This is a genomic window from Ensifer meliloti (genome assembly GCF_030064585.1).
Lineage (GTDB): Bacteria > Pseudomonadota > Alphaproteobacteria > Rhizobiales > Rhizobiaceae > Sinorhizobium > Sinorhizobium meliloti.
In genome coordinates, this window is the sequence record NZ_CP120365.1 from 1,971,753 (window position 1) to 1,986,624 (window position 14,872).

General features: G+C 64.0%; 10 protein-coding genes. 6 read left to right on the top strand and 4 right to left on the bottom strand.

The annotated features are described in order from the left end of the window. Window positions 1-30: 30 nt before the first annotated feature. A complete protein-coding gene (locus PZL22_RS16555; RefSeq protein WP_004435048.1) occupies window positions 31-519 on the bottom strand; it encodes a (2Fe-2S)-binding protein in 489 nt (162 codons plus the stop codon). Between the two features lie 422 nt (window positions 520-941). Here PZL22_RS16555 and PZL22_RS16560 point away from each other — a divergent pair, with 422 nt between their 5' ends. Continuing rightward, window positions 942-1,193, top strand: coding sequence for a YMGG-like glycine zipper-containing protein (locus PZL22_RS16560; protein WP_003528572.1), 252 nt, complete (start codon window positions 942-944; stop codon window positions 1,191-1,193). Window positions 1,194-1,468: 275 nt separating this feature from the next. Here PZL22_RS16560 and PZL22_RS16565 read toward each other — a convergent pair whose 3' ends face one another. Beyond that, entirely contained in the window at window positions 1,469-3,241 is a 1,773-nt protein-coding gene (locus tag PZL22_RS16565; RefSeq protein ID WP_033048587.1) for an adenylate/guanylate cyclase domain-containing protein, read from the bottom strand. Window positions 3,242-3,448: 207 nt separating this feature from the next. Here PZL22_RS16565 and PZL22_RS16570 point away from each other — a divergent pair, with 207 nt between their 5' ends. The 5 genes from PZL22_RS16570 (at window position 3,449) to PZL22_RS16590 (ending at window position 13,670) form a co-directional block, all read left to right on the top strand. Then, a complete protein-coding gene (locus tag PZL22_RS16570; protein WP_003528570.1) occupies window positions 3,449-4,324 on the top strand; it encodes an alpha/beta fold hydrolase in 876 nt (291 codons plus the stop codon). A 280-nt stretch (window positions 4,325-4,604) separates the two neighbouring features. Then, window positions 4,605-6,518 carry an autotransporter assembly complex protein TamA gene (locus PZL22_RS16575; RefSeq protein ID WP_284718510.1) on the top strand — a complete coding sequence of 638 codons (1,914 nt, stop codon included), beginning with the start codon at window positions 4,605-4,607 and terminating at the stop codon, window positions 6,516-6,518. A 122-nt stretch (window positions 6,519-6,640) separates the two neighbouring features. Beyond that, complete coding sequence (locus PZL22_RS16580; RefSeq protein WP_284718511.1) at window positions 6,641-12,250, top strand: translocation/assembly module TamB domain-containing protein; 5,610 nt, start codon at window positions 6,641-6,643, stop codon at window positions 12,248-12,250. A gap of 142 nt (window positions 12,251-12,392) precedes the next feature. Then, window positions 12,393-12,761: a hypothetical protein gene (locus tag PZL22_RS16585; RefSeq protein WP_003528566.1), complete on the top strand. Its 369-nt coding sequence runs from the start codon at window positions 12,393-12,395 to the stop codon at window positions 12,759-12,761. 123 nt (window positions 12,762-12,884) lie between these two features. After that, entirely contained in the window at window positions 12,885-13,670 is a 786-nt protein-coding gene (locus PZL22_RS16590; RefSeq protein ID WP_003528565.1) for an APH(3') family aminoglycoside O-phosphotransferase, read from the top strand. A gap of 41 nt (window positions 13,671-13,711) precedes the next feature. Here the strand turns inward: PZL22_RS16590 and PZL22_RS16595 are convergent, their stop codons facing one another. Together PZL22_RS16595 and PZL22_RS16600 are read right to left on the bottom strand one after the other, a co-directional pair. Then, window positions 13,712-14,191 (bottom strand): VOC family protein, encoded by a 480-nt coding sequence (locus tag PZL22_RS16595; RefSeq protein ID WP_003528564.1) that lies wholly within the window; start codon window positions 14,189-14,191, stop codon window positions 13,712-13,714. Window positions 14,192-14,398: 207 nt separating this feature from the next. Beyond that, on the bottom strand, window positions 14,399-14,833 hold the full coding sequence (locus PZL22_RS16600) for an Lrp/AsnC family transcriptional regulator (protein WP_003528562.1): 435 nt from the start codon (window positions 14,831-14,833) through the stop codon (window positions 14,399-14,401). Window positions 14,834-14,872: the final 39 nt, after the last annotated feature.

Genomic DNA, 14,872 nt, shown 5'->3' on the forward strand with positions numbered 1-14,872 from the left:
CCGTCAGCATCGCGCTCCCTTTGGGTTTCCTCATTCTGCCGCCTGGCGAGCGCCGCCCGTCTCGGCCGCGGCGGCGAGGATCGCCTGGACGATGTTGTGATAGCCGGTGCAGCGACAGATGTTGCCTTCCAACTCGGCCCGTACCGTCGCCTCGTCAAGATTGCCGCCATGTCGCCGAATCATGTCGACGGCGGTCATGACCATTCCCGGCGTGCAGAAGCCGCATTGCAGTCCGTGATACGTCTTGAAAGCCGCCTGGACGGGGTGAAGCTCGCCGTTGGACGCCAAGCCCTCGATCGTCGTGATCGCCGAGCCGGCCGCCTGGGCGGCAAGGATGGAACAGCTTTTCACCGATTGCCCGTCCATGTGAACGACGCATGCGCCGCACTGCGTCGTGTCGCAGCCGACATGCGTCCCGGTCAGGCCGAGATTTTCGCGGATAAAGTGCACCAGCAGCGTTCGGTCGTCGCAGGTACCACTTACCTGGCGGCCGTTGACCGTCATCGTTATTTTCGCCATTTCGCTCCTCCGGGTCGGTCCAGAGTCGAGCGCGGCTTCAAATCGGGTGAGATGCGTTCACGCGACTCGAAGTACGCGCCGACCGATATCGATTGCCCTTCCGCCAGCGGTCCGCTCCTCCCGAGCCCGCATGGCGACGTTGTAACATTTGTCTTTTTTTCGGGCTGCCGCAACCGTTTCGCGCCGCAAGGGGCAAAAAAATGCGAGCGCGTATGTAACGCCGGAAACAGCGCCTTCATGTTCCGTTCAGGAAAGATCGCATTATGTTGCATAAGAACGATCTCGCCGTATCCGTGCATTTTCCTCGGCGGCGGGTTATGTTCCGAATGCAAGTCCAAGTGGAGGGCCGCGGTTCGCACCCTCCCATCACTATGGGGCGGACGAGGCGGCACGCTGAATCCGTCGAAATCGGAGAGGACATCATGAAGAAAGCCATCGCGCTTGTGTTGGTCGCCCTGTCGGTCGCGAGCTGCACGCAAACCGAAAAGGGTGCCGGAATCGGCGCCGTATCGGGGGCAATCATCGGGGGCGCGGTCACCGGTGACGTCCGCGGCGCGGCAGTCGGCGCGGCGATCGGCGGCGTATCCGGCGCCGTGATCGGCCACGTCACCGACCAGCCGGGCCAGTGCTACTACCGCGACCGCTACGGCCGCCGCTACATCGACCGCTGCTGATTGCAGCTACTGCATTGTCCTTTGATCGTAACCGGTCAAAGGACAAAACCTCATCTCTGTGCTTGTCGCAGAGATGAGAGCAGCGCCGCGTCTGCGGTGCGGGAAGAGTTCTTTCAGCCCAAGGACTTGGTCTGGCTGGATCCCTGTGACAAGCACAGGGATGAGGGATCAAACGAGCCGCGGCGGGTATCCCGAATCTCAACAGGCCTTAGTCTAAGACGGGCTCCGGAACGATCCGAGGCCTTCATGTCCGTCAGAATGTTCCCGAAGGGCCGCTATTGCGCTGCAATTCCGTTCGCCGCCGCCGATCCGCCCTTCGCTCCCGCTTTGACAAGCCCTTCGCTGAGGTGTTGCAGGTCCGATTCCTGGACGTAATGCTGCGTGGCGAGAAAGGCGTCGAGGTCGAAATCCGAGGCGAGCGTCCGGACCTTCTCCATATGCGCATGAGCCGCAATGTCATCCCCGAGCCAGCCGTAGCAGGCCGCGACGAATGCATGCTGGGCGTGGTCCAGCACCGAGAGGTGCATGAAGGCCTCGATCGCCTCTCCATACTGCCGGGCGGCGAAGTGAGCCTTGCCGAGATGGCTCCAGAAGCGTTCCGGATGATGGGGGTTGAGCTGCATGGCCTTGCGGATCCACTCCACCCCCTCTTCCGGTCGCCCCAGCCAGGTCAGCAATTCGCCCTGCTGGACCACCACCAGGTCGTAATTGGGATTGAGGGAAAGGGCACGCTCCTGGTGGTAGCGCGCCGTCGTCAGCGCATTGTTGTTTACGTTCACCGCGGCGAGGATGCGATGGACGTCGGCGTCGTTGTCGTCGAGCGCCAGCGCCCGGTCAAGCTCGGCAACGATCTCGGCCCAGACCGCATCCTTGTCTTCGCACCAGCCGTGGACCCACGCTTGCCCGAGGATGCAGGCCCGCCAGGCATGGGCATGCGCATAGCCGGGATCGAGCGCGACCGCCCTGTCGATGAGGGCCCGGGCCTGCTCGTTATCCGCGACCGTGCTCCGGTGATGCAGCACCTTGGCGGCCAGGGCGCATTCGTATGCGGCCATGTTCGCCGGCTTCGTCCGGGCGAGCAGGTCCCGCTGCGCGGCCTCGACGCGCCCCGGGAGCGTTGCCGCTATCGCCGCCGTCACCTCGTCCTGGATGGCGAAGATGTCGTCCAGTCTCCGGTCGTATTTGTCGGCCCAGATATGAGCGTCGTTGGCCGCATCGATGAGCTGGACCGTCACGCGCACGCGGTCGCCGATCTTGCGGACGCTGCCCTCCACCAGGTATTGCGCTCCGAGCTTCTCGGCCACCTCACGCACGTTTACCGGCTGGTTCTTGTAGACGAAGCTGGAGTTGCGCGAGATCACGAACAGCTCGTGCCGGCGGGACAGCTCGGTGATGATGTCCTCCGTCAGGCCGTCTGCGAAAAACTCCTGGTCGGGATCGCCGCTCATATTGTCGAACGGCAGCACCACTATCGAGGGTTTGGAAATGGCGCGCGGCGCATCCGTGGCCTCCGGGAAGGGCGGCAGGACAGGCCCCTCGATCCCGACTCGGAAGAGATGGATCGGGCGGCTGATGTTCTTCAGCATCTTCTCGCCCAGATCCTCGATGGGGACATCGATCCGGTCGGCGACTTGCGTCGCCACCGCAGCCGTCACGCAGATGCCGCCCACATCGGCCAGTTGCTCGATACGGGCGGCGATATTCACGCCGTCGCCGAAGATGTCGTCCTCCTCGAAGATGATGTCGCCGAGATTGATGCCGATCCTGAATTCGATCCGCCGGTCCTGCGCCACGTCGGCATTGCGCCGCTTCATGCGGCTCTGGATTTCGACGGCGCATTTTACCGCGTCGGTCACGCTCTGGAATTCGACCAGCATGCCGTCGCCCGTGGTCTTGATGAGGTGGCCCTTGTTCTTTGCTATGGCCGGATCGATCAGTTCTATCCGGTGAGTCCTGAGGCGGGCGATCGTGCCCGCTTCATCGGCCTCCATCAGGCGGCTATAGCCTGCCATATCGGCTGCCAGCACTGCGGCTAGTCTCTGTTCCATCGGTTTGCCAACAAACGTTTGGCGGGAGCACCTTCTTCCGGACTCCCGGGTTCAAGCGGTCCAGGGCGACTCTATCGCACCCCGATGTGATCGCCTATCTAAATTAGCATCAACTTGAAAAGAAGCTGCCGAGCGGCCAGCCGACAGGCATGGAACCATCGCATGCGCTCATTGTTCGGCACCGGTCAGCGCATGCGAGGTGCTCCTATGACCAATTCGCCAGATTCCGTGAAACACCGCTTCCTCGATCTGGACGGCATCCGGGTCTTCTATCGGGAAGCCGGACCGCCGGACGCGCCGGTCGTGCTCCTTCCCCACGGCTACCCGTGCTCGTCCTACGAGTTTCGCAATTTCATGCCGCTGCTGGCCGACCGGTGGAGGCTTGTCGCTCCGGATTTCCCTGGATCCGGATACAGCGACACGCCGGACGACTTCGCCTATGGCTTCGACGGCTTCGCAGATTTTCTGGAGGCCTTCGCCCGGCGCCTGGGCCTGGATCGTTTCGCACTTTATCTACATGACTTCGGCTCTCAGATCGGCCTTCGGCTGGCCATTCGCCGGCCGGAGCGGATTTCCGCACTGATCATCCAAAATGGCGACATCTACGAGGATGAGCTCGGACCTAAATACGCGCCGTTGCAGGAGTATTTCCGCAATCCCACGCCGGAGGGCCGGACCAAACTCGGCGAAGCCGTAAGCGAGGAAGGATACCGCGACGAGTTCCTCAACGACGTCCGGCCCGAGCTTGCCGAGCGGATTTCTCCCGACCTCTGGAAGCTCCATTGGTCGCTGACAACGGCCAAGCGGCGTGAGATCGCCATAGACGTGATCGCGGGGCTGCGGGAGAATCTCGCCTGGTTCGATCGCTACCAGAGTTACCTGCGCGAACATCGGCCGCCGGCGCTGATTGTCTGGGGTCCGCAGGACGGCTACATGCCCGAAGGCTCCGCCCGAGCCTATCTCCGCGACCTGCCGGATGCCGAACTGCATCTCATCGACGGAGGCCATTGGTTGCTGGAGACCAACCTGTCCGAGGTCGTCTCTCTCTGCCGAAATTTCCTCGCGCGCGCGTCGGCGAAATGAGACCCTCGCTTCCAGCGGTCGCTACTTGAGCTGACCGTCGATGCGGGCCCGCTTTGTGGCAGAAGCCGCTTACGCCGTATAAGTGAACGCATATACGTTGTGCCTGAAGCACCACAGGCCGAGTCCTTTCTGCCAAAAAATCGTCTTCGAATCGCCGCTTCGGGGTGGATGCGGCGGGCGGTCATCGTTAACAGATGGAAAACTATGTCCTGCTACGGTGGCCGACGCCGCGTATGCAGGCAGTTGGTACAGAGTCGCCTGAAACGGGATGCGGAGAGGAATGTCTCCACCACGATCGAGTATTGCGCACTGGAAGACAGCGACCGCGCTCACAATCGTGGCCTCGGCCGTGCTCGGCCCGGTTTCCGTCGAGCAGGCCCACGCGTTCAAGATCTTCGGAATGCGCTTCTTCGAAAGCGCGGAAGAAGAAGTGCAGGTCATAGACCCGGTTCGCTATACGCTGACTTTCGAGCCGGGAACGGATGACGAGGAGCTCCGGGAGGCGCTGGAAAACGGCTCGCAGCTCGTTCAGGATCAGGAAGAACCGGTCTCGGGCGATCTTGGCCTGGCGATCAAGGCGCGCGACGACCGCGATCGGCTCCTCGCCGTCCTCTACGAAAAGGCGCGTTACGGCGGCACGGTCAGCATCCTGGTCAACGGCCAGGACATTGACAGCCTACCCCCGGACCCGGCTTTCCCCGACGGCCAGCCCGTGCCGGTCGTGGTTCGCGTTGCTCCCGGGCCGGCATTCACGCTGGGCACGGTCAGGCTCGAGGGAGACGCGGCGCGGCTCGATCCCGCCGCCTACGACCTTCAGCGCGGCGCCCGCGCCGACTCGACCTTGATCATCAAGGCGGGCGAGCAGATCGTGAACGATCTCAAGGAACAGAGCAGGCCCCTGGCCAAGCTCGCCGAGCGCAGCGTCGTTGCCGATCACGCGACTTCCACGGTCGACGTGACGATCCGCGCCGATGGCGGGCCGGTCGCGCCCGTCGGCAACCTGACCGTCAGCGGCGCCAGAACGGTCGATCCGGATTTCGTCAAGGATTATTCCCGCCTGAACCACGGCCGTCCATATTCGCCGGAGAATATTCGCAAGGCCGCCGAGCGGCTGCGGCAGTTGAATGTCTTTTCCAGCGTCACCATCAACGAAGCCGACGGGCTCGCGCCCGACGGCACGATCCCGATGAACATCCAGGTATCGGAAGGCAAGCACCGCTATTTCGGTTTCGGCGGACAGGTCTCGACCACGGACGGCCTTGGCCTCCAGGGCTATTGGGGCCATCGCAATCTCTTCGGACGTGCCGAATCGCTTCGGATCGAAGGCTCGGTCGATCGCCTCGGCGAGACCACCGATGTCGCCGGCCTCGATTATTCGGCCGGCATTCTCTTCGCGAAACCCGGCGCCTTCGGACCGGCCTCGACCTTTACCGCAAGCGTCAAGGCGGCGATCGTCGATCCGGATGCCTATAGTGCCAAAACGGTTACCGCCGCGGCCGGCGCCGCCTTCGAGCTTTCGCCCGAAGACACGTTCTCCGTCGGCGCGGAAGTGGGCTGGGCGGATGTCGACGACGCTTTCGGCTCGAATTCCTATATCACCGCCGCCCTCCCGTTCGAATATGTCCGCGACGCACGCGATGACAAGCTGAACCCGACGGAGGGCTACAGGGCGCTGATCAATGCCAAGCCGAGCTACGAGATCGAGGGAAAGACCTTTTTCAGCTCCTTCGAAGCTTCCGCGTCCGGCTATTACGCGTTTGGGACCGAAAAGCGCTTCGTGCTGGCCGGCAAGCTCGGCGCGGGCGTGCTCGTCGGTGGCGACGAACTCTCCGATATTCCAGCGACCCGGCGGTTCTTCCTCGGCGGCGGCGGGTCGGTGCGCGGCTATTCCTACCAGGAGATCAGCCCCCGCGACGCCGATGACGAACTGACCGGCGGCCGCTCCTATGTGAGCGGCTCCCTCGAAGCCCGCATCGCCGTCACCGATACGATCGGCGTCGTGCCCTTCATCGATGCCGGTACGGTTTCGGATAGCACAGCGCCCGATTTCTCCGACATCCGGGCCGGCGCGGGCATCGGTCTGCGCTATGCGACGCCATTCGGGCCGATCCGGCTCGACTTCGCCGTGCCGCTCAACAAGTATCCGGGGGGCACCGATTACGGAATCTATGCCGGTATCGGCCAGTCCTTCTGATGCCCGGACTATTTGCTGCATGCGCGCTACACCGTGGTAAGATGAGCGAAGTCCCGCCTGTCGGGCAATGTGCCGGCACTCTACCGATTCCAGAGCGGCGCAACATGGACTATGGATAGGACATGAATCAGGTCACCCTTTTCCTTCGATCTGCGCTGCGGTACTTCTTCGCCGCTCTCGGCACTCTCGTGGTCGTGCTCCTCCTGCTCGTCGGCTTTCTGGGCTTCACGGTGCCCGGCGCCCGCGTTGTCGCCTGGGCGATCGAGAAATATGCGGCGACCCCCGACCAGATCGTACGCATCGCCGACCCGGGCGCGCTTCTGACCGGCGACTTCACGGCCGGCACGATTACGCTCTTCGATGGCGAAGGCATTTATGCCGAGGTCCGCGACCTTTCGGTCGACTGGTCGCCGGCCGAACTATTCTCGCTTCGCTTCGACTCGAGCAGGATTTCGGCCGGCTCGGTCCGCGTCGAGCGGCTGCCGGTCCCCTCGACCGAAACCCGGGAAGTGCGCTCGACGTTTGCCCTTCCGGTTGACGTGAAGATCGATGCGTTCGATCTCAAGGAAATCGTGCTCGGCAAACAGATTGCCGGCGAGGATCATTTCCTGACTGCCAGAGGCAAGGTCGACGCGACGAATTCCAGCATCGCTCTCGTGCTCGATGCCGCCGAACGGGACCGCCCGGATGCGCGCGCGACCGCCGATCTCGTCTTCAACCCGGCCGGCAACCAGCTGAAGCTTGAAGCCGAGCTCGCGGAGCCGAAGGGCGGCCTTCTGGCGAGACTGCTCCGCCTGCCGGGAGAACCTGCCGTCAACATGACCGTGACCGGACAGGGACCGCTTTCCGACTGGGCGGGCTCGGGTACGGTTACGCTCGGCGGAAGCGAGATCCTTCGGCTCGACGGCCAGCACGTGCTCGCGGCGGAAGGAATGCACATGCTTACCGTATCCGGCGGCGGCGCTTTCGCCACGCTGATGCCACCGGCCTTCAGGCCTCTCTTCGAAGGGGAGAGCAGGATCAACCTGACGGCCGCCTTCGACGGCACGAGCAAGGTCCGGATCGATGCAGGCAAGGTTTCGACCGGCGCCATGACGCTCGATGTCTCCGGCACGGTCGACAGCCGCGGCGAGAACAACCTCCAGGCAAGGCTCGCCGGTACGAGCGGGCCTTTCGATTTCCGCTGGCCGCTGAAAGACGGCGAGTTGCAGGCGCTTGTCGACACCGCAAACCTGTCGCTGATCGGCGACGGGCAGTCGGCAATCCTCGATATCGCCGCCAATGTCCCGTCCGTGAACCTGCCGCAGGGACGGCTCGGCGGCATCCGGCTGTCGGCACGGAGCGACGCGTTCAACCTGGAGAGCCGGTCGGGTCCCCTGAAGACGACCGTCGAAGTCGCCGAGAGCCGCTTTACAAATGCCGAGCTCGATCGGGCGGTGCAGGCGCCCCTTAAGCTCGACGGCACCATCGCCGTCACCCCGGAAGACATCCGTTTCGACCCGCTGGAGATCGAAAGCGCAAGCATCGGCGGCACGGGCAGCGGCAGCTTCGATCGCATCGAAACGACGCTCGAGGCGGCATTCAAGGTCTTTGCCGTGCGAGAGGTCCTCCCGCCGGGGCTCGCCGACAAGTTCGACAGAACCATCGCCCTTGCGGGCAACGCAGTCGTGGAACAGGACGGCAGCGTCCGGCTGAGCGAACTCGACATCAAGTCCGGTGCGGTCGACGCCTCCGGCTCGGTTGCGCTTGCCGGAAGCACTTTGAGTGCGGACATCCAGGGAACACTGCCCGAACTCGGACGGCTGCTCGCCGATGCGGAGGGCTCGGCCGCCTTCCACGCGGTCGCCTCCGGCCCACTGAACAAGCTCGGCATCGAAGCAGAGATAACCTCAAGCGGAGCGACGCTCGCCGGTCGCACATTGGACGATCTCGTCGTCAATGCCGATGCCACCGTGACGCCGGGGAGCCCCGAAGCGAAACTGACGGCAACCGGCACCCTCGACGGTCAGGCGATCGACGTCCGCGCCGACGTCGTCACCCGGGACGGCCGCACCTCGATCCCCACCCTCGAGGCAAAGATCGGCGACAACCGCCTCACCGGTGCGATGGAGCTTACAGCCGACTTCAAGCCGAACGGGACGATCGACTTCAACCTGCCCGATCTCGGCCTCCTTGCCGCCATGGCCGGGCAGCAGGCATCAGGCGATCTTGCCGGCTCCGCGACGATCCGGACCGCCGACGGCGTCACGTCGCTCGCGCTGACGGCCCGCGGCGAAAGCATCAGGCGTGACGCATTGACCGTTGCCAAGCCCGTGGTCGACGTTACCGTCGCCAATCTTGCCCGGCTGGCGATCAAGGGCGGTGTCCGGGCCGAAAGCGTCGTTCAAGGCGAAAACCGCCTGACGGACATCGATATCGCCTTCGAGCAAGAGGCGGAAAGAACGGGTTTCTCGGTCGGTGCCGAATTTGAAGGCGCTCCGCTTGCGGCGACCGGCGATCTCGCGAGCCGCGACGGCCGGACCGAGATAAGCCTTGCATCGGCCTCGGCGACAGCCAGGCGCATCCCCCTGCAGCTTGCCCGGCCGAGCGTCATCGCCATCGAAAACGGCGTCGTGCATATCGATGGGCTGACGATCCAGGCATCGACGGGCACGGTCGCCGTCACCGGTACGGCAGGCGAGACCCTCGATATTTCGGCGGATATCAGCGACCTGCCCGCCACCTTGATCCATACCGTCGCGCCGACGCTCGGGGCCGAGGGCAAGATTACAGGCAAGGTGGACATTGCCGGGAATGGTGCGGCACCCGTCGTCCGCTACGATCTCACCTGGAGCGGCGCCTCGATCGCCTCCGTGCGGTCGGCCGGCATAACGGCAGAGGACCTGTCGGCGAAGGGAACCGTGACCGTCGCTGAGGACAGCATCCGCCTCGACCCTTTGGCCATCGAACGCGCGGGCTTTCGCGGGGACGTGACGGCCAGTCTCGACCGCGCCGACAACACGGCCGAGGCGAATTTCCAGTTCGTTGCCGAACCCGCCGTGCTGCCGCCCGGCATCGGCGCAAAATTCGATGCGCCGATCACCGTCTCCGGCAAGGTCGAGACAGGCGCCGGCGGCACCGTCGAACTGAGCGCGCTCGAAGTCAAATCCAGTACTGTCAACGCCACCGGTTCGGCCGCACTTGCCGAGGGCGCGTTGACGGCCGAGATAGCGGGCGCATTGCCGGATCTCGGCAAGCTGCTCGCTGAAGCCGAAGGCAAGGCCGCCTTCAGCGCCGACCTGTCCGGGCCGCTCGACGCGCTTGGCGTCAAGGCGGAAGTGACCTCCAGCGGCGCGGTCCTTGCGGGACGCACGCTTTCGGATTTCGTGATCACCGCCGATGCAACGGCGAAACCCGGCAGTCCGGAGGCGAAGCTGACGGCGACGGGGGCTCTGGACGGCCAGGCGATCGACGTGAAGGCCGAGGTGGTCTCGAAGGACGGCCGCACCTCGATCCCGACCCTGGAGGCGAAGGTCGGCGACAACAGATTGACCGGTGCGATCGACCTGACGGCAGACTTCAAGCCCGAGGGCACGATCGACTTCAATCTCCCCGATCTCGGCCTTCTTGCCGCCATGGCCGGCGAGAAGGTCTCGGGAGACCTCTCCGGTTCGGCAGCGATCAGAACGGCGAACGGTGTGACCTCCCTTTCGCTGAAAGCGAACGGCAGCGGCATCAAGCGCGGCGATCTGACGATCGCAAAGCCGGTCGCCGATATCAGCATCGCCGATGTGGCGGCACTCGCGGTCAGGGGAAGCGTCAGGGCGGAAAACGTCGCTCAGGGTCAAAACCGTGTCACCGGCCTCAATCTCACCTTCGATCAGCAGGGCGGCAGGACCGGCTTTACCGTCGATGGCAGATATGACGGCGGTCCGCTTTCCGCAAAAGGCGACATGGTCGCAAGCGGCGGCCGCACCGAAGTCCGCCTCGCCTCTTTCGCGGCAACGCCCAAGCGGATACCGCTGAAGCTTGCACGCCCGACCGTCGTCGCGATCGAGAACGGCACGGTGCTCCTCGATGCCCTGACCATCGAGGCTTCCAAGGGCACCATCACGGTCGCCGGCTCTGCCGGACCGACGCTCGACATTACGGCAAGACTCAATGCGCTGCCTGCCGCACTGATCAACACCTTCGCCCCGACGCTCGGGGCGGAAGGCACGATCGCCGGGACGGTGGACGTGGGCGGAACGGCAGCGGCTCCGGTGGTCGTCTACGACCTCAGATGGAGCGGCGCCTCGGTCGCAGCAGCGCGCGGCGCCGGCGTATCGTCGCTGGAGATTGCTGCAAAGGGGCGCTTCGCCGACAACCGGGTGACCGTCGATGCCACGGTCTCCGGGCCGGGAAACCTTTCTTTCCGGGGTGGCGGCAATGTCGAGCTTGGCGGCAACATGCCGATCTCGATGAAATTCGCCGGCGACGTACCCTTCGCGCTGCTCGCCAATATCATGGCGGAACAGGGCTTCACCCTGACCGGATCGGCCAAGGTCGACCTTTCGCTCTCCGGCCCGGCAAAGGCGCCGCAGATTGCCGGCACGGTCTCGACCGCCGGAGCCCGGCTCGTGGACGTTCGCCGCAATCTCGCCCTCAACGACCTCACCGCCAATGTCGCACTCGACGGCAGGCAGGCGACGATCTCTCGCCTCTCGGCCAATCTCGCCAGCGGCGGATCGATCGAGGCGAGCGGAACCGTGGGCATCGTCCCCGGCTCCGGTTTCCCGGCGAATCTCAGAATCCGGCTCAACAATGCGACCTATGTCGACGGCACGCTGTTCACCGCCAACCTTGCAGGCGACCTTACGCTCAACGGCCCCCTCGTCTCGACCCCCGTGCTTGGCGGAAGGCTGACGATCCGCAGGGCCGCGATCACCATACCGGAGAGGCTGCCGGCTTCGCTCTCGCAGATCGACATCAAACACCGCAACGCCCCGCCCCGGGTGCGGCAGATGACCAGGGACCTGCGCCGGGATACGTCCGCCGGCACCGAGGCAAGCGGCGCGATCGCCTTCGATCTCGCCGTCAGTTCACCGGGCCAGTTCTTCGTGCGCGGACGCGGCATCGATGCCGAACTCGGCGGCGATCTGACCATCCGCGGCACCGCCGTCCAGCCGATCGTTTCCGGTGGGTTCGACATGCGCCGCGGGCGCCTGGAGATCCTCGGCAAGCGGCTGACCTTCACCGACGGTCATATCGGTTTCGGCGGCGACCTCATTCCGACGCTCGATCTCGACGCGACCTCGAGCGCCGGTTCGACGACGATCACCGTCAACGTCGCCGGCCCGGCCAACAACCCGACGGTGACCTTCTCCTCGTCGCCGGCCCTGCCGCAGGACGAGATCCTGGCGCAGCTCATCTTCAACCGGTCGCTGAACAATCTTTCCGCCTTCCAGATCGCCCAGCTCGCCTCGGCCGTGGGCCAGCTTGCCGGCGGCGGGTCGACCTCGCTCCTCGACGGCCTGCGCAACAAGCTCGGCGTCGACGATCTCGACATCACGACCGACGAGAGCGGCGGCGCCCAGGTCCGCGCCGGCAAATATCTCAACGACCGCACCTATCTCGAACTGCAACAGGGCTCGGACTCCGCTTCCAGCAAGGCGGTCATCAACCTCGACATCGGCCGCGGCGTCAAGCTGAAGGGCGAAGCGGCCGGCGACGGTTCGGCCGCCGGAGGCATCTTCTTCGAGAGGGAATATTGATCCCTGACGATGCCGCCCGCCCGCCGATCTCGGCGGGCGGTTCATCGTCTCGGCCGTTCCGTTATTTTTGACCAGGAGTCTTGACCTCAAGCACGGTTGAGGTCGCAGAAATCACTCCGTGTAACGGACACGGAGGTACGACATGACCGAGCAGATACTCTTCCGGAACGTAATGAAGATCACCGAGGGCAGCTTGGAACCCTTTCGCGAAGCGGTGAGGCAGGCGATCGAATTCGTCGAGCGAAACGGACCTCAAATCATGGTCCGGACTTTCATCGACGAGCAGGAGATGCGTGCGGTCAGCTTTCAGCTCTACCGGAATTGCGAAGACGTTCTGCGCCATTGGGAAATATCGGACCCCCACATCCGGGCGGTATCGAAACATTGCAGCGTCGAGAAGTTCGAGGTTTACGGCAATCCGAGCGACGAGGTCGCAGCCGGCCTGTCCCAGTTCCTCAGCGACGGCCGCGGACAGATCATGAACCCACTTGCGGGCTTCACGCGCTTCTAGCAATCCCATAAAAGTGCCTAGCGGGTTTTCCGTCCCGGAATTGCGTAGTCTCGAGGCTGGATCATTTCGCCGTCTCCGTGAAATGGTCCAGATTCTTTAAAGTACCCATCATAGAGGCCGCTCATGGACGTGAGAGAATTGGACCTGCCACCCGCCTTCCGCGGCCTGCTTTCGGGCTACGGCTTCGAGAGGGACGCACTGGGCCAGTCGGCATCCACCATCTTTCTCCTCAAGGCGCAGAGCCGCCCTTTCCTTATCCTGAAGCATGAACCGTCAGGGCCGTTCGCCGAGTTGACCGGCGAGGCGGCGCGCCTGCACTGGCTCGCAGCCCAGGATATGCCGTGCCCGCGAGTTCTCGGCCATGACGATCATGCAGGAGAGACCTGGCTGTTGCTGGAGGCCGCCGAGGGCATGGACCTTGCCTCCTGCCGGCTGCCGCACGCCGAACGCATCGCCATTCTCGCGGAAGCCCTTCGCCGGCTGCACCGGCTCGATCCGGCGGCTTGCCCGTTCGACCGACGGCTGACCGACAGCATTGCTGCGGCAGAAGCGCGGATGGAGGCCGGCCTTGTTGACGAGAGCGATTTCGACGAGGAGCGGCAAGGCAGGCAAACGAGAGAACTCTTTGATGAGCTTCTCGCGCGCAGACCGAAAGAGGAGCAATTGGTAGTCACCCATGGCGACGCCTGCCTCCCCAACTTCATCGCAGCCGGAAATCAATTCTCCGGCTTCATCGACTGTGGCCGTCTGGGCGTCGCCGACATCTACCAGGATTTGGCACTCGTCTGCTGGAGCATCACCCACAACCTGGGAGAGGAATGGGTCGCCCCGTTTCTGGATCGTTATGGGCTGGCCGCGCCAGACCCTGAAAAGCTCGCCTTTTACCGGCTGCTGGACGAATTTTTCTGAAGCGAACAGGCGAGCTCGGGGCAGGAGTGAAGGGGTCCCCCTCACGCCGCGTTGCGGTCGACGCCGAATGCATCCAGCGCCTCGCTCTCGTTCGTCGCCGTGAACAGCGCCCAGATATGACCGAACGGGTCGATGAGGGCGCCGACCCGGTCGCCGGTCGGCAGCGTTTCGGCGACATTGCGCAGACTGGCGCCGGCGCCCATCGCCCTTTCGAGCACGCGGTCCACATCATCGACGTGCAACTCGAGGATTGCCGCGGTCGTTCCGAGCGCGTGCGGCGATCGCGGCCCGCCGAGCCTCGGTTCGGCGTCCCGGCGCGGATTGGCGCCGGCCACCCGGAAGACCGAGTCGCCGATGCACAGATCGGCACTCGTCAGAATGCCGCTCCACTCGTGCCGCTGCAGCAGCTCGGCGCCGAAGACATCGCGGTAGAACGCAATCGCCCGCTCCTCGTCACCATGCCTGACGAAGAGCTTTATGCAGATCTGCCGTACCGACGGGCCGCCGGAATAACTAGCCATGGCAATCTCCCTGGACCGCAATGATGTCGGGCGGGTGGAACCCGCGATCAAATACGCCATCGTTCAAAATGAGACCGAATGCCGCGGAGACCGCGCCCGTGCTCATGCCTCTCTTGTTTGCTGAGAGGAACATCTTATCGGAACATAAGAACAAATCAAGAACAAAAAGCAGCCGTGAGTTGCCGATCTGGACCGAGGGCGGTCGCCTCACGAAGACCCGGTCAACTTGCTGGTCTTCAGCAGAATGTTCGTTTCGGTCACGGTGATACCATCGATCAAACGGATGCGCCGCAAGGTCTCGTCGAAGCTCGCAAGGTCCCGGTCCTCGAGCTCGGCAATGAAGTCCCACCTTCCGTTCGTGCTGTGCAGCGCCCGCACCTGCGGCAGCCCGCGCAATTGCTCGGCGACGCGGTCCGCCATCTTTCCGTGAACCTCGATCATCACCACGGCCCTGACGCCGGAGGCGGGGATTTCCGCGCCGGTGCGGATGGTGAAAGCGGCAATCGTCCCGTTCGCGACGAGGCGGTCGATGCGCGCAGCGACCGTCGCACGCGAGACGCCGGTCATTGCCGAAAGCGTGGAGACGGGCATGCGGGAGTTTTGCCGGAGAGCGCTGATGAGCGCCTGATCGAGATCATCCATCTTGTCACTTCGTCAAAAAAGACTTTACACTTTGCGCAT